We start from the raw sequence: 21,997 nt of genomic DNA on the forward strand, positions 1-21,997 counted from the left end.
GGTTTCCCCTTATCGTGACGAAGAACGGGTTGCCGAGACCGCCACGGCGAGCAGGATGATCGCGCCCTGGACGGTGGACCGGAGGGCGCCGGAGACGCCGTAGAAGTTCATGAGGGCGAACAACAGTTCGAGGGTCAGCGCGCCGAGCATCGCGCCGACGACCGAGCCGCGACCCCCGCCCAGCGCGACGCCGCCGAGGACGACCGCGGTGATCGCCCCGAACTCCAGGCCCGCGCCGGCCTGGAACGACACCCCGCTGTAGCCGCCCAGCAGGATCGCCGCCACCGCCGCCGCGAGCCCGCTGAGGATGAAGGCGACGGTCCGGGTACGCCAGACCCGCACCCCGCTCAGCTGCGCGGTGCGCGGGTTGTCGCCGACGGCGACCAGGGTCCGGCCGAAGTCCGACCGCATCAACACCACCGCGAGCACCGCGACGGCCAGCAGGACCAGCAGCGCGTACGGCACCCGGCCGAGCAGCGGCACGTCCTCGACGGCCCGCCGCCCGAACCGCCGGAACTCCTCGGAGAGCCCACCCTTGGGCGCGCCGTCGGACCACAGGTAGACCGCGCCGACCAGGATCAGGAACATGCCCAGGGTGGTGATGAACGACGGCACCCGCAGACGGGTCGTGATCAGGCCGTTGACCAGCCCGACCAACGCGCCGAAGGCGAGCAGGAGCAGCACCACCGGCCAGGTCCGGGCCGGATCGCTGTCGATCAGCCGGGCCGCGACCACCACCTGCGCGGTGACCAGTGAGCCGACGGACAGGTCGAACTCGCCGGAGACGATCACGAAGTACTGCCCGGCGGCGAGCAGGATGATCGGCGCCGAACGGCCGAGGAAGGACATCAACGACGGCGGGTCGAGGAAACTGGGCTGCCGGATGCCGACGAGCACCAGGAGCACCACGAGGATGGCCAGGATCGGCAGCACCCCGCCGGGACGGAGCCGGACGCGGCGCGGTGGCAGCGGACGACGCTGGACGAGCTGCATGGCTAGGACGCCGCCTTTCGCAGGGTCCGACGGGCGTAGACGGCGACCGCGGCGATGATGATGACGCCCCGGATCACCTGCTTGAAGAAGGCGTCCACCTCGAGCTGGTTGAAGATCGCGTCGATGCTGGCGAGCAGCAGCACTCCCCCGACCGTGCCGACCACGCCGCCACGCCCACCGGCGAGCAGGGTCCCGCCGATCACCACCGCGGCGATCGACTCCAGGTCGTAGAGGCCCTCGGTGCCGACCCGGGGCGCGCCCGAGCCGAGCCGGCTGGCGAGGTAGACCCCGGCGAGTCCGGCACACAGCGAGCACAGCACGTGGGCGGCGACCAGGACCCGGTCGTTGCGGACGCCGGAGAGCCGGGCGACCTCCGGATCACCGCCGACGGCGACCAGGTGGTGGCCGAACCGGGTCCGGGACAGCACGAACCAGGCGGCCCCGGTCACGGCGAGCAGGAGCAGGAACGACAACGGCACCGGACCGACGCGCTGGTAGCCGAGGGACTGCACGAGGCCGGGCGAGGTGACGCCGGCCGGGCCGTCGTAGTTGCTGTCGAGATACCCCTTGAGCAGCAACCCGACGCCGAGGGTGGCGATGAACGCGTTGATCCGGAACTTGGTCACGAGCAGCCCGTTGAGCAACCCCACACCGGCGCTGACCGCGAGCGCCAGGCCGATCGCCGGCAGCAGCGCGCCGTCGCTGCCGTTCATCGTCTCGGCCGCGACGAGGGTGCTGAGACTGATCACGTACGCCACGGAGAGGTCGAGCGAACCACCGAGGATGACCAGGGTCTGACCGACCGCGACGAACCCGAGGCCGGCAGCGACGTGCAGCAGGCTCACCGTCGTGGACTGGTTGAACAGCTGACCGCCGTCGACCAGGACGACCAGCCAGCCGATCGCGAGGGTGATGGCCAGGGCCACGAACACGCCCGGTACGGGACGTCGGGCCGGCAACAGCGACAGAACGCTCACCGGTCGGTCTCCGTTCGCGACTGTGGGGCTCGCAAACCCGGCTCACTCCTCGCGCTCACCGGCACTCTCTCCGTTCGCGACTGCGGGGCTCGCAAACCCGGCTCACTCCTCGCGCTCACCGGTCGGTCTCCGTGACGTGGCCGACGGCCAGGGCTACGACGTCCTCCTCGGTGGCGGCGGCGGGCAGTTCGCCGGCGATCCGGCCGTCGCGCATGACGACGATCCGGTCGCTCATCCCCAGCAGTTCGGGCAGGTCCGACGAGATCATCAACACGGCCGCGCCGTCGCGGGCGAGGCGGCGGACGAGATCGTGGATGGCCGACTTCGCCCCCACGTCGATACCCCGGGTCGGCTCGTCGAAGAGCAGGACCTGCGGGTCGAGCGCGAGCCAGCGGGCCAGCACGACCTTCTGCTGGTTGCCCCCCGACAGGAAGCGGATCTCCTGGTCGTCGCCAGCGGCGCGGACCTCGACGGTGGCGAGCAGTTCCCGCACCCGTCGGGTCCGGGCGGCGCGACCGGAGCGGGCCGCGAAGACGGCACGACTGGCCAGCAGCGCGTTGTCGAGCACCGACTGCCGGGGCACGATCCCCTCGCCCTTGCGGTCCTCGGTGACGTAGGCGATGCCGGCCCGCATCGCGGTACGAGGTGAGCGCAGCCGGACCGGTCTGCCGTCCAGGGTCACGTCGCCGCTGGTGAACGGGGCGACACCGAAGAGCGCACGGGCCAGCGCGGACCGCCCGGAGCCCTGCAGGCCACCGACGCCGAGCACCTCCCCGGCCCGGAGCTGGAGATCGACGCCCCGAAGCTTGCGGTTTCCCGCGTCACGGACGGTGATCCGGACCGGGCCGCGGTCGGCGGGGCCGGCCCGGTCGGGGTAGTAGCTGGACAACTCCCGGCCGACCATGTGCCGGACCAGGTCGTCGGTGCTGGTGTCGGTGGTGTTCACGGTGGTGACCCGGCGGCCGTCCTTGAGGACGGTGATCCGACCGGACAGGTCGAAGACCTCGGTGAGCCGGTGCGAGACGTACAGCAGGCCGATGCCCCGGTGCTGGAGTCGGCGCACCAACCCGTAGAGCAGTTCGACCTCGTGGTCGGCCAGCGCTGCGGTGGGCTCGTCCATGATGAGCACCCGGGCGTCCAGGGCGAGCGCTTTGGCGATCTCGACGACCTGCTGCTGGGCGACGCCGAGCTGTCCCACCCGGGCGTCGGGCGCAAGGGTGGTCTCCCCGATCGAGGCGAGCAACCGGCCGGTGCGCTCGCGCATCGCCCGACGGTCCACCAACCCCCGCCGCACCGGTTCGTGTCCCAGGTGGACGTTCTCCGCGACGGTGCGCTCGGGCAGCAGGTTGAACTCCTGGTGAATGATGCCGATCCCGGCCCGCTGGGCGTCGCGCGGGCTCCGGAAGACCCGTGGTGCGCCGGCGACCTCGACGGTGCCGCCGTCCGGGGCGTAGCCACCCGAGACGATCTTCATGAGGGTGGACTTCCCGGCGCCGTTCTCACCGACGACGGCGTGCACCTCACCCGGCGCGACGTCGAGGTCGACGCCGTCGAGGACGCGCACCCCGAAGAACGACTTGCCGATGCCCCGCAGGGTGAGCAGCGGTGCCGGTGGCGGATCTGGCATTCCGAAAACCCTCACAGAAAGTAGTCATCGATGCGGTACATGCCCCGCGTCCGGCTTGTGCGAGGGGCGCGGCGGGACGACTTTCGCCGCCTACCACAAGTGCTTACGTCTCGACGAAGCAAACTTTCCTTGACATCGACGAAACATCACACGTATGAAGATAGATGTTTCGATGCGTGTCCACAATCCTCCTCTCGACGCAATTCCCAGGCCCACCCCTCCACCCGGCACGGAGGCCGCACCGGGCCTCCCGGGCGACTGCCGCCAGCCCGTCGAAACATCGAACCCACCCGCATCCGTTGACACTCATCGATGACTGAACGATCCTGACCTCGCGGCCACGGCCGAGAACACCACCAAAGTCACTCTCCGTGACGCTTTACGGGGCTGACGGCCGTTACGGCGGACGGCACGACGACCCGAGCAGCACACCCGTGCCCTTCGCGTGCACAGGCACCCCCTGACGCGCCGACGGACCCACGGCCACCACCGGAGTTGCCCGCCGAAAACTAGGAGACGGCATGCGTCGCACCACACTGCTCATCGCCATGATCGCCGGCCTGTTACTGTCACTCGGCCTCGCACCACCCGCCTCGGCGGCCCCGGCCTTCCGCGCCCTGCTGTTCACCAAGACGGTGGGCTACCGGCACGACTCGATCCCCGCCGGGATCAGCATGTTCCAGCAGCAGGCGGCGGCCAACAACTTCGAGTTGGTGCAGACCGAGGACTCCAGCGTCTTCACCCCGGCCAACCTCGCCACCTTCGACGTGATCATCATGTTCCAGACCTCCGGCATGGTCTGGACCTCGGCCGCCCAACGCCAGGCCGTGGAGGGCTACCTGGCCAGCGGCAAGGGCATCGTCGGCATCCACAACGCCCTGGACATGGGCATCGAGGGCGAGTACCCCTGGTGGGACCAGACCCTCAACGGTGGCGCCCACATGCCCGAGCACTCCCCCGGTGTGCTGCCCGGCACCGCCATCGTCGCCGACAAGCAGCACCCGTCGACGACCGGCCTGCCGGACCGCTGGAGCCGCAGCGAGGAGTGGTACAACTTCGACGCCAACCCGCGCGGCAACGTGCACGTGCTGGTGACCGCCGACGAGCGCACCTACAACCCGGGGTCGCGGGCGATGGGCCCGGACCACCCGATCTCCTGGTGCCGCAACGCCGCTGGCGGACGGGTGTGGGCCACCGCGATGGGCCACGCGATCGCCTCCTACAGCGAGACGAACTTCCGTAACCACGTCCTCGGCGGCGTGAAGTGGGCCGCCGGCAACCAGCCCGGCGACTGCGGCGGCACCGTCTGGAGCAACTTCGAGAAGCGCACCCTGGACGACAACACGGTCGACCCGATGGCGCTGGCCGTGCTGCCGGACGGTCGGGTGATGTACGTCCAGCGCGGCGGCCAGGTCAAGATCTTCAAGCCGGCCACCAACAGCACCGTGACCGCCGGCACCCTGAGCGTCTACACCGGCGGCGAGGACGGTCTCACCGGCATGGCGCTGGACCCGAGCTTCGCCACCAACGGGTACGTGTACCTGTACCACTCACCGGCGAGCAGCAGCACCGACGTCAACCGCGTCTCCCGCTACACGCTCTCCGGCGACACCCTCAACCTGTCCACCGAGGCCCGGATCATCGACATCCCGGCGTACCGGGACCGTACCTTCCCCGAACCCGGTCACACCGGTGGCTACATCGACTTCGGCCCGGACGGGAACCTCTACATCGGCACCGGCGACGACACGCCGCCGAACCTCGACCCCAACTGGCAGGGCTACGCCCCGCTGGACTGGCGGTCCGGCAAGTCCAACCTGGACGCCGCCCGCAGCGCCGGCAACACCAACGACCTGCGCGGCAAGCTGCTGCGCATCCGCCCCTCGGCCACCGGCGGCTACACCGTCCCGACGGGCAACCTCTACCCCCAGGGCACGGCGCAGACCCGGCCCGAGATCTACGCGATGGGCTTCCGCAACCCGTTCCGGTTCTCGATCGACCCGGCCAACGGCTGGGTCTACCTGGCCGACTACGGACCGGACCGCAACCCGCCCACCACCAACCGCGGCCCCGAGGGCCTGGTCGAGCTGAACGTGATCAAGCAGCCCGGCAACTACGGGTGGCCGTTCTGCCACGGTGACAACCAGCCCTATGCGCCGTTCAACCCGGACACCGGCGTCGTCGGCGCCAAGTTCAACTGCAACGCCCCGGTCAACAACTCGCCCAACAACACCGGCCTGACCAGCCTGCGACCGGTCGTCGCGCCCAACATGTGGTACGGCTACGGCACCTCGTCGAACTTCCCGGAGCTCGGTTCCGGCGGCTCCGGGCCGATGGGCGGGCCGGTCTACCGGTACGACCCGGCGAACCCGTCCGCCACCAAGTTCCCGGCCTACTACGACGGCGTGCACTTCTTCTACGAGTGGTCGCGCAGCTACATCAAGGAGGTGCACTTCGACTCCGCCACGGCGGTGACCCGCACCAACTCGTTCCTGCCCGGGGGCCGGTTCAACAAGCCGATGGACCTGGAGTTCGGCAAGGACGGCTCGCTCTACGTGCTGGAGTGGGGCACCAACTTCGGTGGTGGCAACAGCGACTCCGGGCTCTACCGCATCGACTACATCCAGGGCGGCCGGTCGCCGATCGCCAAGGCCGTCGGCACGCCCACCAGCGGCCTCGCCCCGCTGAACGTCCAGTTCAGCAGCGCCGGCACCGCCGACCCGGACCCGGGCAACACGCTCAGCTACCAGTGGACGTTCGGTGACGGCACCACCTCCACGGCGGCCAACCCGTCGCACGTCTACACCACCAACGGCAACTACACGGCGCAGTTGAAGGTCACCGACAACACCGGAAAGACGGGCTTCGCCAACGTCCAGATCACCGTCGGCAACTCCGCGCCGGTGGTCACCATCACCACACCGGCCAACGGCGGCATGCTCACCTTCGGCGACAAGGTGTCGTACCAGATCAGCGTCACCGATCCGGACGGCGGCACTGTCGACTGCTCCAAGGTGCTCCTGAACCCGGCGTTGGGTCACGACGACCACGCGCACGAGACCACCGAGTACCCGGGCTGCTCGGGCACCATCTCCACCGACCTGCTCGGTGGGCACCCGGACGGTGCCAACCTGTTCTACGTGTTGAACGCGCGGTACACGGACAGCGGTGGCCCGGGCGGCTCGTCCCCGCTCACCGGCACCGCGCAGGCGATCCTCCAGCCCAAGCACAAGCAGGCCGAGTACTTCAGCAGCCAGTCCGGCATCCGGGTGGTCGACGAGGCCAGCGCGGAGAGCACCAAGCGCGTCGGTGACATCTCCAACAACGACTGGATCGCGTTCAACCCGATGAGTCTGTCGGGTATCTCGACGGTCAGCTACCGGTTGTCGTCGCCGTCCGGTGGTGGCTCGATCGAGCTGCGGGCCGACTCCCCGACCGGCACCCTGCTGGCCACCACCCCGGTGCCCAACACCGGTGGCTGGAACAACTACCAGTCCACCGCGCCGGTGAGCGTGTCCGCGCTGTCCGGGACACACCCGCTCTACCTGGTGTTCAAGGCCAGTGCGAACAACTCGTTCGACCTCGACTCCCACACCTTCGGCGGGAATGGTGTCGGCACGCCCGGCACCGGCACCGGCACCGGTGTGGCCGGGAAGACCTGGACGCTCACCGCCCTGCACAGCGGGAAGCTGATGGACGTCAGCGGTGTCTCCACCGCCGACGGCGCCCAGCTCACCCAGTGGGCGGCCACCGGCGGCAACAACCAGAAGTGGCAGGCCGTGGACGCCGGTAGCGGCGCGGTCTACCTGAAGGCGGTGCACAGCAACAAGTGCGCCGAGGTGATCGGCGGCTCCACCACGGCGGGCGCGTTCCTCCAGCAGGCCACCTGCAACAACAGCAACCAGCAGAAGTTCACCGCGACGGCGACCACGACCACCGGGGTCTACACGGTGCGCAACGTGCAGAGCGGGCTCTGCCTGGACGTCAACGGTGGCGCCACCACCGACGGCGCCCGGCTGCTGCAGTGGACCTGCCACAGCGCCACCAACCAGCAGTGGCGGTTCACCCTGGCGTGACGCACCACCCGCCGCCCTGACGGTGGGCTGAGGGGGCCGGCTCCGACACCCGGGGCCGGCCCCCGCTGGCTGTGCTGACGGCCCCGGCCGGGGCGGCGGGTGGCGGACGCCACCGGGTGGCTCCACCTGCTGGTCGACCCCGCGGCGTCCGGATCTGGCCGATGGGCGGGCGTCGAGCTGACGTGATCGACGTAGCGATGCGCCACCCCCGCCGTTTGTCTCGGGTGCCCGACCCAACTGTGCGGTTAGGCGTATACGCCTATAGACTGTTCGGGTGCCTTCGAACGCGACACAGAACAGCCTGGTGTTGCCGATGCTCGGGCTCCTCGTCGAGGAGCCGGCGCATGGTTACGACATCACGACACGCCTACGCCAGCGGTACGGGCACCTCTCGGTCACCCGCAGCACGGTCACGTCCCTGCTGAAGACGCTCGAGAAGGCATGCCTGATCTCCTCCCGGCTCCCCGAACGAGTGGGCAACCGGCCACCGCGTACGGCCTACGAGTTGACCTCGGCGGGCCTCGCCGACTTCCGCCACAGGGTCGAGGCCGGGGTGCGCGACACCGTAGCCGCGTCCGTGGACTTCGTCATGGCGGTCGCCTACGTGGGAGTTCTCCCGATCGACCAGGCGGCGTCCATCCTGGATGGTCGCGCCGACCGGCTCGACCAGGAACTGGCTGCCCTTTCGGGGCTGCCCGACGGTGACGTACTCGAAGTGCACATGCTCGAAGTCGCCTACTGGCGCACCATCGTCGCCGCCGAAGCCGCCTGGATCAGGAACCTGGTACGGCGGATCCGGTCACACGAGATCAGCTGGCCAGCCCAGCAAACCGACCAGCATCGGAGTGCGGAGGCGTGAAGTTCGGTATCTATCCGGGCGGGCGGGCCGGCACGGTCTGCTCCCACCCACCCGATGTCGCCGCGATCCGCCACCTCGTCGACGACATCGCGGGCGGTCGCCCCTTCGTCGTCCGCGAGTACGTGCACTTCTTCGGCGACGCGACACCGCCGGACGTGATCACCTCACTCGGAGCCGAACACGAACTTGCGCACCTCACGATGCCCGACGGATGGTACGTCGAGGGAAACCGCGAACTGGACCTCGTGCTCAGCTACCTCCCCCGGGCCGCCGACCTCGCCGGATGGCTGGCCTTCCTCGACACTGTCATCGACCGCTACGGTCACCTGACGCGGTACCTCCAGGTGACGCTTGAGCCAAACTTCCCCATCCCACTCATCGACGGAAGCGCACCCGGCGTGCTCGAAGCCCTGACCCTCGGCGTCCCGCACGCCCGCACCGCACTGGACCGGCGGGGTCTCCAGCACGTGCGGATCGGCTTCTCCGTCGCCGAACCACCGGAATGGTTGGGCGGCGACGACCAGTTCTGGTCATCCCTGTCCTCGGTGCCATACCAGGACTTCGCGGCCCACGTCGACTACGTCGGCCTGGGCCTGTACCCCGACGCCTTCTCGCCCGTCGCGCCGCGGGGCAACCCGGGAGACACCGCATCCCTCACCGCCCACGCCCTGCACCACTTGCGGGGCAGGTCGCTGCCCCGCGCGCACATCCCGCCCACCACTCCCCTCCACATCGTCGAGAACGGCACCCCGAGCGGGTCACCCCGCACCGAGCAGGCACAGCGCGACTCACTGTCGGACATGCTCGGCGTCATCCTCACCGAACAGGAGTCTCTGAACATCACCCACTACGAACTGTTCAGCCTCAGGGACGCCGACAGCAGTTCCACGGAACCCATCGGGACACTGGGCATCGTCACCGACACCTACCGGCCCAAGCCCGCTCTCGCCGTCTACCGCGACATCGTCCGCAGCGCCGGCCAGCCGCCTGCTACCCCACACCCCTGAGCGGCGAACCGAGACGCAGCGAGCACTCGCCCGCGCCAGACCCGAACGAGCATGCAACCCTGCCAGAACGTCCACGCCGCCGTGCCGAGAACGGAAGGTCGAGTAGTCGCCTCAGATGCAACTCGGCCTGATTGGCACAGGGATCGGCAGGGCCCGCACAGCGGGCCCTGCCGACCGGTGGTGCAGGTGCTGTTCAATTGATCGCTCTGGGCGACCTACGTCGGGTCACCCCGGAGGTCGGGAACCTCCGTGGCCCGCCGACGGTCCGTCAGCGCTGCCGCGTCAACAGCCCCGGCCGGTACGGCAGCAGGCCGTAGTCGACGCCGCTGGAGCTGGGGGAACGGCCCTGGTAGAGCAGTTGCAGGTTGCACGGGTCGATGGTCATGGTCTGGTCGGCGCTGGTCCGCAGCAGCTCGCCGTGGCTGATGTCGTTGGTCCAGGTCGCGCCGCTGTTGGCCTTGCCCGCAAACGGGTTGTTGTAGGTCGTCGCGTTCGGCGTCCAGGTGCCGCTCAGGCTGGTCGCCGTGAACGAGCGGAAGTAGCGCTCCCAGGAGCTGGTCCTGGCCTCGACGATCATCAGGTACTGGTTCTGGCCCTGCACCTTGTAGACCTGCGGCGCCTCGAACAGGTTCTCCGAGGTGTCGCTCATGATGGTCGTGTAGCTGGAGCCGAAGTTGCCGGGGAAGTTCCCGATCGGCATGCTGGCCCGGTAGATCTTGCCGTTGTCGCCGGCGAAGAACAGGTACATGTTCTGGCCGTCACCGATCACCGTCTGGTCGATCGGGCCGGTGCCCGAGCCGGTGATGCTCCCGGTGAACATGGCCTGCGCCGCCGACCACCCGTTCGGGTTCGTCGGGTCGTTCGACGTCCGGTAGAAGAAGGCGGCGCCCGCACCCCACTGGTACGTCAACACCCAGATGTTCTTCGGCGCGAAGTAGAACAACGACGGCGCGACAGTGCCGGAGTTCATCCCGTTCTGCGACGCCGACGCCATCTCCGACCAGTTCGTGAAGAGGCCGAAGTTCATCGAGCCCCAGGTATTGCCGAAGTCGTGCGTCGTGGCGTAGACGAGCTGCTTGCCGTTGTACGGCGCGACGGTGAAGTCCTTCAGCGACACCCACCCCGACTTCGGGTTGGCCAACGGACCCGTCGACGACCACCGGTACGACGACGGCAACGTGCAGTTGCCACCCGGCGGCGGGGTCGTCGTGGGCGGCGGGGTGGTGGTGCCACCGACCCGGACGAGCTGCCACTGCTGGTTGGTGCCGTTCCAGTCGGCGTACTGGACGATGTTGGCCCCGTCGGTGGTGGCCGCGCCCTGCACCTCGATGGCCTTGCCGCTGTTGCGGTTGATCAGCTGAATGTAGCCGTCGATGTCCTGGATGCTGAACTGCTGGTTGGTGCCGTTGTTGTCAGTCCACTGCACGATCGCCCCGCCGTCGGCGGTCGACTTGCCGGAGACGTCGAGGACCTTGCCGGACAGCCTCGACTTCAGCCGGTAGTAGCCGCCGCCGGAGTCGACGAACTGCCACTGCTGCTGGCTGCCGTCGTTGCGGGTCCACTGGGTGATCCGGGCCCCGTCGGTGGTGGCCAGGTTGTACACGTCGAGGGCCTTGCCGCTGTTGCGGTTGACCAGCACGTACGAGGCGCCGGTGTCGATCGTGGCGGCGGCGGCCTCGGTCGTGCTGGTCGCGACGACGATCCCGCCGCTCAGGGCGGTCAGGATCGCGGTGGCCGCCGGTAGCAACCATCGCCGACGCCGCAGGCCGGCACGGCGCGATGCCGGACCGGATTGGTCAGCCTGGAGATGCATGGAGGGTGCTCCTTCATGAGGACGGGTGGAGCTTCGGGGTCCCTGCGCGGTGGCCTGCGGTGACACGGTCGCCGAGGCCGGGGTGGTGTGGTCGACCCGCGCTCGTCGGGCACTCCTTCGTCGAGACAGGAACCGACCGGGCAATGTGAACGCTCACATCGACAGGTATTCGACGATTACTGCGTGGGCGGGCAGGTGGGGACGAATGAGCCGGCCGGGACCCATTCAGATCCGGCGATGTTACCAGAACATTTCGGGCGACTCAAGGACCGCTCAGCAGGCCTGCCCACGCCGGCCACCACCCCGCTGACCGGCGCAACCAGGGTGATCTCGAGCGGAATGTTAACGTTCACGCATGTGCTGCGGACGGCCACCGACCTCGGCCCCCGACCACGGGCCCCGCCATCCGGGAGGAGACCCCGATCCCTTCCGATCCGATGGGTGATGTGTCATCTTCGATGGATGTGGGTCGGTGGCCGCGCGGGCGGACGAGGGCTCGTCCGGGCACGCAGGCACGGGGCGGAAGCACTGTGTCGTTGACCGGCGGGGTGCAGCGGTCCACCGGCGCCCGACCCCGCACGGGGCTTGCCGTCGGTCTGCTGGCCGTCGCCCTGCTGGCACTGGTCGGGGGCCTCGCGTACGCCGCCCTGCTGCACGTCCAGGGGGCGAAGATCCGCCATGAGCTGGACTGGGCGATGGTGCACGGCCGCCCGGCCGACCCGTCCGGCTGCACCTGGATCTTCGGGGGCGCGAGCGACACCGGGCACGCCGGTGCGCCGCCGGCCGGTTTCCCGCAGCACGCGGCCATCCATGCCGTGGCCCGCACCGGCCGCCCGCAGGTCGACCAGGTGGCCCGCAACGGCACCGTCTACCACGTCCGCACGCAGCTGCGCGGCGACGAGGTGGTCCAGGTGGTCTTCGACGCCCGTTTCCAGCTCGCCGAGCGGCAATACCTGCTCTGGGGGGTGTCGGCTGCCGCGGTGGCGGTCCTGGTCGCGGCCACCGCGACCGACCTTCGGCTGCGTCGGCGGTCGGTGCAGCCGCTGACCGAGGCGCTCGACCGGCAACGTCGCTTCGTCGCCGACGCCAGCCACGAACTGCGCGCCCCGATCACCCGGGTGCACACGGCGGCGCAGTTGCTGGCGCAGCGGTCGACCTGCACCGACACCGCAGCCGACCGGCAGGACCTGGACCGGCTGCTGCGCACCACCCGGCTGCTCGGGGAGATCGTCGACGAGCTGCTCCTGTCGGCCCGGCTGGCCGACCCGTCGGCGGTGACCCGGCCGTCGGCTCCGGTCGACCTGGCCGCGCTCGTCGTCGACGCGGTCGAGGCCGACGCGCCGCGCGCCGCCGCACACGGCGTGACGCTCACCGTTGCCGGCGCGGACGCCCCGGTCCCGGTCCACGGCGTCGGGCCCGCGCTGCGCCGGGTGGTGACGGAGCTGCTGACGAACGCCCTGCACCACACCCCGGCCGGTGGTCGGGTCGAGGTGCGGTTGCGTCCGGCGTCCGCGGGCCACGTCGAGCTGGTGGTCAGCGACTCGGGCCGGGGGCTCGACCCCCGGCACACCGAACGGATCTTCGACCGGTTCCACCGGGGTCCCGGGGCCGGGGACCGCCGGGTCGGGCTCGGGCTGGCCCTGATCCGCGAGGTGGTCACCGCGCACGGCGGCACGATCAGCGCCGCCGGCCGGCCGGGGACGGGAGCCACCTTCACCGTACGGCTGCCGGTGCGCGGCGGGGGGCGGGCCGGGTCGCCGCCACCGGACGTCGACCCCGGCGCGGCCCGGTGGCCCTTCTGCTGGTGGGGGGCCCACCGCGACCGGTCGGCGCAGGAACACGAGTGGAGCAGATTCTGACCGGCGAAATATTCCACCGGTCAACCTTCGCCCGATTGGGTGCGACCATGAACGGATGACCGACCCGCCGGCCCCGGCGCACGGCCCGCTGCTGCTCGTCGAGGACGACGCGGAACTCGCCGACATGCTGGTCGAGCTGTTCCGTCAGGCGGGGTACCGGATCGATCTGGCCCGGGACGGCCAACGGGGCCTGCACCTGGCCCTGCGCGGTCCGTACCAGGTGATCATGTTGGACCGTCGGCTGCCGGCGATCGACGGCGTCGACCTGCTCATCCGGCTGCGGCGCTGCGCGGTCGCCGCCCGGGTGCTCATGCTCAGCGCCCTGGCCGATCCCGACGAGCGCATCCGGGGCCTGGACGCGGGCGCCGACGACTACCTGCCGAAGCCGTTCGAGGTTCCGGAACTGATGGCCCGGGTCCGGGCGCTGACCCGCCGCCGCTACGACGGGGCCGAGCTGATCCCGATCGGGGCCGGGCAGCTCGACCTGGCCCAGCGGGGGGTACGGCTGCCCGACGGCCGGGAGGTGACACTCAGCGGGCGGGAGTTCGAGCTGATCCGGCTGCTCGCCACCCAGCCCCGGATGGTGCACAGCCGCAGCCAGCTACGCGGGCGGGTCTTCGGTGCCGACCGGACCGAGGCGGTGGTCGACACGTACGTGCACTACCTGCGGCGCAAGCTCGGCGACCGGGTGGTCCGCACGGTGCACGGACTCGGCTACCAGATCGGCGCGCTGTGAGCCGGCGGCCCGGGACCGGGCGGGGTCCCGGACCGCCGGGCGGCTCAGCGACCCGCGAACCGGGCCGGGCGCTTGTCCAGGAAGGCGGCCATGCCCTCCCGCTGGTCCTCGGTGGCGAACAGGGCGTGGAAGGCCCGCCGCTCGAACAGCACCCCGGCGCGCACGCCGACCTCCTCGGCCTGCCGGACCGCCTCCCGGGCCAGCAGCGTCGCCAGCTTCGGGTGCCCGGCGACCACCGCCGCCGCGGCCTGGGCCTCCGCCAGCAGCCGCTGCGTCGGCACCACCCGCGACACCAGGCCGTACCGCTCCGCCTCCGCCGCGTCGAGCTGCCGCCCGGTGAGCACCAGGTCCATCGCCCGGGCCGCGCCGACCAGCCGGGTCAACCGCTGGGTGCCGCCGATGCCGGGCATCACCCCCAGCCGCAGCTCCGGCTGCCCGAACCGGGCGTTCTCCGCCGCGAAGATCAGGTCGCACATCATCGCCAGCTCACACCCGCCGCCGAGGGCGTAGCCGGCCACCGCCGCGATCTTCGGGGTACGCAGCGCGGCGAACGCGTCCCAGCCCGCGAAGTGGTCCTCCAGCGCCACGTCCAGGAAGGACTTGCCCGCCATCTCCCGGATGTCGGCGCCGGCCGCGAAGACCTGCTCCGACCCGGTGATCACGAAACAGCCGACGCCCGGATCGCGGTCCAGCGGTTGCAGCGCCTCGACCAGTTCCGTCAGCAGCGCCGTGTCCAGCGCGTTGCGCACCTCGGGCCGGCACAACCGGACCGTGACCACCCGGTCGTCCTTCTCCACGGTGATCCTCATCGTCGCCTCCATGTCGTCAGGAATCCCAGATGGCGCCGTACGCGGGCACCCCGCGTTCCTCCATGCCCCGCACCACCTGCCAGGTGAGCGGGCGGTTCGAGATGCAGATGACCGCCTCCGCGTCGAACTCGCGGTACGCCTGCCAGGCCAGCCGCAGCATGTCGGGCTTGCCGTCGCGGGCGGTGTCCCACAGCAACGCGTCGGGCTGGTGGGCGAGGATCTCGTCGACCAGGTCGGCACCGAAGGTCTCCCGGTGCCGGCGGGCCACCCAGACCAGGCGGGCCGGCACCTGTTCGGCCAGCAGGTGCGGCAGCACCGGGCCGATCCCGCTGCCGGTCGCCACGTACACCACCCGTCGGAACAGGGTCTCGATGTTGGCCACCCCGGCGGTGCTGATCCCCTTCACCCAGACCCGCTCCGGCGCGTCGTCGATGAACCGCCCGGTCCAGTCGCCCGCCCGGGAGACGGTCAGCCGGAATCCGCTGCGGCCCGGCGTCGGCACGTTGGCGAAGGAGTGCCATTCCCACAGTGGGCTGCGGCTCACCGCGGTGGACGAGCCGGGGAACGGGGTCACCCCGTGGTCGAAGTGGACCAGCGCCACGTGCGCGGAGGGGCGTTCGACCACGACCGGCACCCGGCGCAGCCGCAACCAGGGCAGGACGATGCTGGTGGTCAGCACCGCGAGCACCCCGCCCTGCGGGGAGGCGGCCAGCGCGGCCGGCCCGCCGGCCAGGAAGCCGGCCTGCACCCAGAGCAGCAGCAGGACCGCCCAACCGCCGAGCCGGTGGGTGCGTTCGAACAGGTCGTGCCGGCGGGCCCGCACCGGTGGCAGCGCGGTGCCGACGACCGCCAGCAGCAGGACGGCGACGGCGTACCCGGTGACCAGCGCCCCGGCGGGTCCGTCGCCGACGGTCAGTGCGCCGAGTTGCGCCAGGAACCAGGCGGTCCCGGCCAGTGCCGCGCCGACGTGCAACCCACCGAAGTGGTAGACCTTGCCCAGCGTCGCGCGGACCCGTAGCGGCCAGTGGGTGGGCGCCCGGGTGGCCAGCCAGAAGAGCAGGTTGACCACGTACTGCTGGCGCACCAGCACCGCCAGCGCCACGTTCGCCAGTGCGGCGGAGCCCAGCGCGTCGGGCGCGTCGGGGCCACTCCACCAGCCGGCGGTCAGCCCGTACGCCAGCAACGCGAGGTTGGTCGCGCCGACCGCCGCGACCAAGCGGTGGTGGTGCATGAACCGGGGATGGGCCATGATCCGGCGCAGCGCCGAGACCGGCGGTGGCGGCACGTCGCCGATCGCGGTCGCCGCCACGGTACGCGGGTCCGCGGGCGGGGCCGGCTGCGATCGGAGGGGGGTGGTGGTCACGCCGCCGCCTCCTCGATGTGCGCCCACTGCCACCGCAGGTCGAGGGCGGTCCGGCGCAGCGCGTCCCGGTCGACCTTGCCCCGTCCGGTCATCGGCAGCTCCGCCAGCGGGTGCACGGCCGCCGGCACGCAGTAGTAGGGCAGCGCGGCGGCCACCGTGTCCCGGCACCGCTGCGGGTCCAACTCCGCCGGGGCGACGAAGGAGACCAGGTCCCGGTCGGTCAGCCGGAGCGTGACCGCCAGCCGGCAACCGGGCACCGTCTCCAGCACGGTGGAGACCGCGTCCAGCTCGACCCGGAAGCCCCGGACCTTCACCTGGTCATCGGTGCGGCCCAGGTGTTCCAGTTCCCCGTCGGCACGCCAGCGGCCCCGGTCTCGGGTGCGGAACATCAGCCGGCCGCCACCCAGGAACGGGTCCGGGGCGTACCGCTCGGCGTTGAGCGCGGCGTTGTCCAGGTAGCCGGCGGAGACGCAGCCGCCGCCGGCCCACATCTCGCCGACCTCGCCGATGCGGCAGGGCCGACCGTCGGCGTCGAGGACGTAGACGGTGTTGTTCGGCGTCGGCCGGCCGATGGTGAGCGCCCCGCCGGGCCGGTGCCGGTGCATGGTGTTGACGATGGTGGTCTCGGTCGGCCCGCAGCAGTTGTAGAAGACCCGGCCGGCGGCCCACCGGTCGGCCAGCGGGCGCGGGCAGGGCTCCCCCGCCACGGCGACCACCCGTACCCGGTCGCACCGGTCCAGGTCGATCCGGCCGAGCACCGACGGGGTGGCGATCACCACGTCGGCGCGGGCGGCGGTGGCGGTGAGGTCCCGGTCGCGCACGAGCAGGGTGCCACCGTTGGCGAGGCAGCCCAGGATCTCCCAGGCCGCCATGTCGAAGGCGACGTTGAGCAGCTGGGCGACCCGCCGGCCCGGCCGTATCCCCAGGTTGCCCGGGGCGGTGAGCAGGATGTTGGCCACGTTGCCGTGGGTGACGGTGACGCCGTTCGGGGTGCCCGTGGTGCCGGAGGTGAACAGCACGTAGCAGCCGTCGTCGGCGCGTACCGGCCGGTCCGGGACGGGGGCGGTCAGGTGCCGTCCCGGTGGCAGCGGCTCGGCCATCACCTCGTCGACCGCGAGCCGGGCCACCCCGGGCAGCGCCGGCACCGCGTCCAGGGTGGCCGAGGTGGTCAGCACCACCCGGCACCGGGCGGCCGAGGCGACCTGCCGCAACTGCGCGGTGGGCGCGACCCGGACGTCCTGCGGGACGTAGGCCGCCCCCGCCTTCAGCGTCGCCAGGATCCCCACCAGCATCGGGATGGACCGGCTGGCGAAGACGCCCACGGTGTCCCCGGTCCGTACGCCGAGGGCGGCGAGCCGGGCGGCGAGCCGGTTGGCCTGGCGGTCCAGCTCGCGGTAGCCGATCCGTACCCCGAGGTGCTCGGCCGCGACGGCGTCCGGGGTGGTGGCGGCCCAGTGCGCGAACGCCTGGTGGATGCGCAGGTCCGGCGCGGGTGTCAGCGGGCCCTGGCCGAACCGGTGGAAGAGCCGGCGTTCGCGTGGTGGGAGCTGGTCCAGCAGGGGTCCCCGCCAGCCGTCCGGCGCGGTGGGGAGGGTGCGCGTCGCCGGGTCGTCGATCGTGCGGGGCTGTCGTACGGACATGGGCTGCTCCTGTTCTGACCAGCCGCCCTGCGCGGCGATCAGGATCGATGTTCGCCAATGCAGATGGGAAATCTCTTAGATCCGGGGCGCGGCACGACCGCTGCGGCCGGGGCGGCCCGGCGGCGGAGGGGGCGTGGGGCGGCGCGCGCACCGGCGCGTACCAGAAAAATACGGGCATCGATGTTAGGTTCTTTCCGGCACCGCACGGTCGACGCCCCCGCGCCGCGTCCTCGCGATCGCGCCTGCCGGCGAGGGCCGCCCGGCCGACCCCTCGGCCCGCTGACGGCTGCCGCGAGCCCATTGGTAGGACGTCTGTCCGCCACCCGACCCGGGGAGTCGGGCACACCGCCGGGATATCCCGCACTCGGGATCGACATCCCAGGCATTGACGCTGGACATTGAAAACTCTAACGTCTGATGTCTTGCCACAACGCAGGCGCAGCGCCACCACCCCGCTGTGGACGGTCACCGTCTGATCCGCGCAGCCCCTCCGACGCGGGAGCCGCCACGATCCCCACGGGTTGCGGCGACCCGCTCCGGACACTCCCTGAGGAACGGAGCGAACACGATGAACCACAGACATCTGTTGAGCGCGGGACTGACGGTGCTGCTCGGCGCGACGGCCGCCCTCACCGCCGGCTGCGGTGACCGGTCGGGCGACGCGACCGGATCGGGTGGCGGCAAGCCGCTTATCGGGGTCGACTACCCCCGCTCGGACACCGACTTCTGGAACTCCTACATCAAGTATGTGCCGCAGTCCGCCGACGAGTTGGGGGTCGAACTCAAGACCACCAACTCGCAGAACGACATCGCGAACCTCATCTCCAACGCCCAGACCTTCATGAGCCAGGGCGTCAAGGGGGTGGTGATGGCCCCGCAGGACACCGCCGCCATCGCGCCGACCCTGAGCCAACTGGAAAGCCGCAAGATCCCGGTGGTCACCATCGACACCCGGCCCGACAGCGGCACGGTGTTCATGGTGGTACGCGCCGACAACCGCGCCTACGGCACCAAGGCGTGCCAGTTCCTGGGCACCAAGCTCGGCGGCCGGGGCAAGGTCGTCATGCTCCAGGGCGGCCTGGACTCGATCAACGGTCGGGACCGCACCGAGGCGTTCAACGAGTGCATGGGCAAGGAGTTCCCCGGCATCAAGGTCTTCGGTGAGGCGACCGACTGGAAGGCCGACGTGGCGGCGTCGAAGCTGCAGACCCGCTTCGCGTCCGACCCGGACATCAAGGGCGTCTACATGCAGTCCTCGTTCGCGCTGTCGGGCACCCTGCAGATCCTCAAGCAGCGCGGGCTCCAGGTGCCCCCGACCGATCCGAAGCACGTCTTCGTCGTCTCCAACGACGGCATCCCCGAGGAGCTGAAGAACATCGGCGGCGGGTTGATCGACGCCACCGTCAGCCAGCCCGCCGACCTCTACGCCAGATACGGGCTGGAGTACGCCAAGGCGGCGATCGAGGGGAAGACCTTCCAGCCCGGACCCACCGAGCACGGCAGCACCATCATCCAGGTGCGGGAGGGTCTGCTGGAGGACCAGCTTCCGGCGCCCCTGGTGACCCTGGACGGCGCACCGATCGGGGGGCAGCCCACCGTGAAGTTCGACGACCCGTCGCTGTGGGGCCGCAACGCATGAGTGCCACCCCGCACCGCCCCGGCGGCGGGCCGGTCGGCGAGGACCGGCCCGTCGTCGAGGCGGTCGACATCACCAAACGGTTCGGGTCCACGCTCGCCCTGTCCGGGGCGGGAATCATGGTCCGCCCCGGTGAGACCCACGCCCTGGTGGGGCGCAACGGCGCCGGCAAGTCGACGCTGGTCAGCATCCTCACCGGGTTGCAGGCCGCCGACGGCGGCGCGGTCGCCTTCGACGGGCGTCCCGCCCCGCCGCTGGCGGATCGCGACGCCTGGCGGCAGCGGGTGGCGTGCGTGTACCAGAAGTCGACGATCATTCCCACCCTCACCGTGGCGGAAAACCTGTTCCTCAACCGGCACGCGCGCTCCCGCAGCGGACTGATCCGCTGGTCGAGCCTGCGTCGGGAGGCGGAACAGCTGTTGGCCGCCTGGTCGGTCGAGGTCGACGTCCGCCAGCCGGCCTCGACGCTCTCGGTCGAGCAGCGGCAGTTCGTGGAGATCGCCCGCGCGTTGTCCTTCGGCGCCCGGTTCATCATCCTCGACGAACCGACCGCCCAGCTCGACGCCGCCGGCATCCACCGCCTGTTCACCCGGATCCGCGACCTGCGGGCGCACGGCGTGACGTTCCTGTTCATCAGTCACCACCTCCAGGAGATCTACGAGCTGTGCGACCGGGTCACGGTCTTCCGCGACGCCCGGCACATCGTCACCGCCCCGGTCGCCGAGCTGAGCCGGCAGGCGCTGGTCGCCGCGATGACCGGAGAGGACGTGACGATGCCGGAGGCCGGCCGCCGACCGCTGACGTCCGACGCGCCCGTGCTGCTGTCGGTGCGTGACCTGGTCACCTCGTCCGGCGCCGAGTTGTCGATGGAGGCCCGGGCGGGCGAGGTCGTCGGCATCGCCGGTGGCGGCGGCAGCGGCAAGGTCGAGGTCGCGGAGGCGATGGTGGGCCTCGCCCGCCCGGCGGGCGGGACGGTCACCCTCGCCGGTCGGGTGTTGCGGCCGGGCAGTGTGCCCGACGCCCTCGCCGCCGGTGTGGGGCTGGTGCCGCAGGACCGGCACCGGGAGGGTCTGGTGCCGTCGCTGTCCATCGCGGAGAACGTCACGATGACCGTGCCGGACCGGGTCGGGCGGTACGGCCTCATCTCGCCAGCCCGTCGCGACGCCCTGGCCAGGGACACGATCGCCGACCTGACGATCAAGGCGGCCGGGCCGCAGGTGCCGGTCTCCGAGCTGTCCGGCGGCAACCAGCAGAAGGTCGTCATGGGCCGGGCGCTGGCCAACGACCCGCAGTTGCTGGTGCTCATCACGCCGACCGCCGGGGTCGACGTGCGCTCCAAGCAGACCCTGCTCGGGGTCGTCGAGGACGTGCGTCGGCGGGGCGCCGCCGTGCTGGTGATCTCCGACGAACTCGACGATCTGCGCAACTGCGATCGGGTGCTGGTGATGTTCCAGGGTCGGGTCGTCGGCGAGATGGCCCACGGCTGGAGCGACAACGATCTGGTAGCCGCCATGGAAGGGGTGGACCTCCACCATGTCTGAAACGCTGTCCACCGGGAAGGCGTCGGCTCCGGTGCCACCACCGACCCGCCCGCCGTCGCGGCACCTCGCCCTCGCCCGGCTGCGGGACCTGGCACTGGTGCCGGCGATCATCGCGGTGGCGATCGTCGGGTGGATCATCAGCCCGGTCTTCCTGAGCACCGACAACATCGTCAACGTGCTGCAGAGCATGTCGGAGATCGCCATCCTGGTGCTGGCGCAGACCATCGTGCTGATCACCGGCAAGATGGACCTGTCGCTGGAGTCCACCTTCGGGCTCGCCCCGGGCATCGCCGCCTGGTTGGTCATCGATCCCGCGCTCACCCGGGGTCTGGGGCTCGGCCTGCTGCCGGACGCCTGGGCGGTCCCGGTGGTGCTGCTCGTCGGCGCCCTCGTCGGGGCCTTCAACGGGCTGCTCATCGTCCGGTTCGGTCTCAACGGCTTCATCGTGACGCTGGGCATGCTCATCATCCTGCGGGGACTGCTCACCGGCATCTCCGGCGGACAGACCTTCTTCGCGCTGCCCGGGTCGATGACGTACCTCGGCTCCACCAGCTGGTTCGGGATACCGGCCTCGATCTGGGTGTCGCTGCTGCTGTTCGCCGTCGGGATCGTGGTGCTCGGTCACACCCGCGCCGGCCGGGCGTTGTACGCCATCGGCGGTAACGCCGACGCGGCCCGGGCGGCGGGCATCCGTACCGACCGGGTGCTGTGGATCGCGCTCATCGTGGCCAGCGTGCTCGCCGCCCTCGCCGGGTTGCTGATCAGCGGCCGGCTGGCGGCGGTGCCGGCGGCCCAGGGCGACGGCGCGATCTTCCAGGTGTTCGCGGCGGCGGTGATCGGCGGGGTCAGCCTCAACGGCGGCAAGGGCAGCGTCTTCGGCGCGTTCACCGGCGTCCTGCTGCTCTTCATGATCATTAATGTGCTGACCCTGGCCGGCGTGCCCGCCCAGTGGACGAACTTCCTCAACGGCGCCGTCATCCTGGTCGCCCTGGTGGTCTCCCGCATCACCGGCGGCAAGGCACAGACCTGAACCGGCCCGGTCCGCCGGGACCCCACGAGGT

At 70.9% G+C, this 21,997-nt stretch carries 15 protein-coding genes; 8 read left to right on the top strand and 7 right to left on the bottom strand.

Annotation, left to right across the window (positions count from 1 at the left end; translation table 11 throughout):
* Nucleotides 1-9: 9 nt before the first annotated feature.
* The 3 genes from GA0070216_RS28635 to GA0070216_RS28645 form a co-directional block, all read right to left on the bottom strand.
* Complete coding sequence (locus GA0070216_RS28635) at nt 10-993, bottom strand: ABC transporter permease (RefSeq protein WP_091252561.1); 984 nt, start codon at nt 991-993, stop codon at nt 10-12.
* Nucleotides 994-995: 2 nt separating this feature from the next.
* The gene (locus tag GA0070216_RS28640) at nt 996-1,970 is read right to left on the bottom strand and encodes an ABC transporter permease (protein WP_091252565.1); all 975 of its coding nucleotides are present in this window, start codon (nt 1,968-1,970) and stop codon (nt 996-998) included.
* A 115-nt stretch (nt 1,971-2,085) separates the two neighbouring features.
* Nucleotides 2,086-3,597 carry a sugar ABC transporter ATP-binding protein gene (locus GA0070216_RS28645; protein WP_091252569.1) on the bottom strand — a complete coding sequence of 504 codons (1,512 nt, stop codon included), beginning with the start codon at nt 3,595-3,597 and terminating at the stop codon, nt 2,086-2,088.
* Nucleotides 3,598-4,118: 521 nt separating this feature from the next.
* Here GA0070216_RS28645 and GA0070216_RS28650 point away from each other — a divergent pair.
* The 3 genes from GA0070216_RS28650 (at nt 4,119) to GA0070216_RS28660 (ending at nt 9,539) form a co-directional block, all read left to right on the top strand.
* Nucleotides 4,119-7,673: a ThuA domain-containing protein gene (locus GA0070216_RS28650; RefSeq protein ID WP_091252571.1), complete on the top strand. Its 3,555-nt coding sequence runs from the start codon at nt 4,119-4,121 to the stop codon at nt 7,671-7,673.
* Nucleotides 7,674-7,947: 274 nt separating this feature from the next.
* Complete coding sequence (locus GA0070216_RS28655; RefSeq protein WP_091252573.1) at nt 7,948-8,532, top strand: PadR family transcriptional regulator; 585 nt, start codon at nt 7,948-7,950, stop codon at nt 8,530-8,532.
* Nucleotides 8,529-9,539, top strand: coding sequence for a hypothetical protein (locus tag GA0070216_RS28660; protein ID WP_091252575.1), 1,011 nt, complete (start codon nt 8,529-8,531; stop codon nt 9,537-9,539). Before GA0070216_RS28655 ends, GA0070216_RS28660 begins: the two co-directional genes overlap by 4 nt.
* Before the next feature lie 268 nt (nt 9,540-9,807).
* On the opposite strand, the gene GA0070216_RS28665 is transcribed toward GA0070216_RS28660, so the two are convergent.
* A complete protein-coding gene (locus GA0070216_RS28665) occupies nt 9,808-11,352 on the bottom strand; it encodes a non-reducing end alpha-L-arabinofuranosidase family hydrolase (protein WP_091252579.1) in 1,545 nt (514 codons plus the stop codon).
* 530 nt (nt 11,353-11,882) lie between these two features.
* On the opposite strand from GA0070216_RS28665, the gene GA0070216_RS28670 reads away from it, so the two are divergent.
* A complete protein-coding gene (locus GA0070216_RS28670; RefSeq protein WP_245722789.1) occupies nt 11,883-13,211 on the top strand; it encodes a sensor histidine kinase in 1,329 nt (442 codons plus the stop codon).
* 55 nt (nt 13,212-13,266) lie between these two features.
* Nucleotides 13,267-13,947 carry a response regulator transcription factor gene (locus GA0070216_RS28675; RefSeq protein WP_091252582.1) on the top strand — a complete coding sequence of 227 codons (681 nt, stop codon included), beginning with the start codon at nt 13,267-13,269 and terminating at the stop codon, nt 13,945-13,947.
* Between the two features lie 44 nt (nt 13,948-13,991).
* On the opposite strand, the gene GA0070216_RS28680 is transcribed toward GA0070216_RS28675, so the two are convergent.
* Genes GA0070216_RS28680 through GA0070216_RS28690 form a run of 3 tightly spaced genes read right to left on the bottom strand, consistent with a single transcriptional unit; the run spans nt 13,992 to nt 17,759 of the window.
* A complete protein-coding gene (locus GA0070216_RS28680; protein ID WP_091252671.1) occupies nt 13,992-14,756 on the bottom strand; it encodes an enoyl-CoA hydratase-related protein in 765 nt (254 codons plus the stop codon).
* A gap of 16 nt (nt 14,757-14,772) precedes the next feature.
* The gene (locus GA0070216_RS28685; protein ID WP_091252585.1) at nt 14,773-16,119 is read right to left on the bottom strand and encodes a ferredoxin reductase domain-containing protein; all 1,347 of its coding nucleotides are present in this window, start codon (nt 16,117-16,119) and stop codon (nt 14,773-14,775) included.
* On the bottom strand, nt 16,116-17,759 hold the full coding sequence (locus GA0070216_RS28690) for an amino acid adenylation domain-containing protein (RefSeq protein ID WP_091252587.1): 1,644 nt from the start codon (nt 17,757-17,759) through the stop codon (nt 16,116-16,118). The genes GA0070216_RS28685 and GA0070216_RS28690 overlap by 4 nt, the downstream gene beginning before the upstream one ends.
* 568 nt (nt 17,760-18,327) lie before the next feature.
* On the opposite strand from GA0070216_RS28690, the gene GA0070216_RS28695 reads away from it, so the two are divergent.
* Genes GA0070216_RS28695 through GA0070216_RS28705 form a run of 3 tightly spaced genes read left to right on the top strand, consistent with a single transcriptional unit; the run spans nt 18,328 to nt 21,966 of the window.
* Nucleotides 18,328-19,398, top strand: a complete 1,071-nt coding sequence (locus tag GA0070216_RS28695; protein ID WP_091252590.1) for a sugar ABC transporter substrate-binding protein — start codon at nt 18,328-18,330, stop codon at nt 19,396-19,398.
* Nucleotides 19,395-20,936 (top strand): sugar ABC transporter ATP-binding protein, encoded by a 1,542-nt coding sequence (locus tag GA0070216_RS28700; RefSeq protein WP_091252592.1) that lies wholly within the window; start codon nt 19,395-19,397, stop codon nt 20,934-20,936. The genes GA0070216_RS28695 and GA0070216_RS28700 overlap by 4 nt, the downstream gene beginning before the upstream one ends.
* Nucleotides 20,929-21,966: an ABC transporter permease gene (locus tag GA0070216_RS28705; protein WP_091252595.1), complete on the top strand. Its 1,038-nt coding sequence runs from the start codon at nt 20,929-20,931 to the stop codon at nt 21,964-21,966. The genes GA0070216_RS28700 and GA0070216_RS28705 overlap by 8 nt, the downstream gene beginning before the upstream one ends.
* The last annotated feature ends 31 nt before the right edge of the window (nt 21,967-21,997 follow it).

This window comes from Micromonospora matsumotoense, assembly GCF_900091525.1.
GTDB lineage: Bacteria > Actinomycetota > Actinomycetes > Mycobacteriales > Micromonosporaceae > Micromonospora > Micromonospora matsumotoensis.

Excerpts from the sequence above, each read along its gene's own strand:
- GA0070216_RS28635 (WP_091252561.1), bottom strand. The coding sequence starts at position 993 with ATGCAGCTCGTCCAGCGTCGTCCGCTGCCACCGCGCCGCGTCCGGCTC.
- GA0070216_RS28645 (WP_091252569.1), bottom strand. The coding sequence starts at position 3,597 with ATGCCAGATCCGCCACCGGCACCGCTGCTCACCCTGCGGGGCATCGGC.
- GA0070216_RS28650 (WP_091252571.1), top strand. The coding sequence starts at position 4,119 with ATGCGTCGCACCACACTGCTCATCGCCATGATCGCCGGCCTGTTACTG.
- GA0070216_RS28665 (WP_091252579.1), bottom strand. The coding sequence starts at position 11,352 with ATGCATCTCCAGGCTGACCAATCCGGTCCGGCATCGCGCCGTGCCGGC.
- GA0070216_RS28675 (WP_091252582.1), top strand. The coding sequence starts at position 13,267 with ATGACCGACCCGCCGGCCCCGGCGCACGGCCCGCTGCTGCTCGTCGAG.
- GA0070216_RS28680 (WP_091252671.1), bottom strand. The coding sequence starts at position 14,756 with ATGAGGATCACCGTGGAGAAGGACGACCGGGTGGTCACGGTCCGGTTG.
- GA0070216_RS28690 (WP_091252587.1), bottom strand. The coding sequence starts at position 17,759 with ATGTCCGTACGACAGCCCCGCACGATCGACGACCCGGCGACGCGCACC.
- GA0070216_RS28695 (WP_091252590.1), top strand. The coding sequence starts at position 18,328 with ATGAACCACAGACATCTGTTGAGCGCGGGACTGACGGTGCTGCTCGGC.
- GA0070216_RS28700 (WP_091252592.1), top strand. The coding sequence starts at position 19,395 with ATGAGTGCCACCCCGCACCGCCCCGGCGGCGGGCCGGTCGGCGAGGAC.
- GA0070216_RS28705 (WP_091252595.1), top strand. The coding sequence starts at position 20,929 with ATGTCTGAAACGCTGTCCACCGGGAAGGCGTCGGCTCCGGTGCCACCA.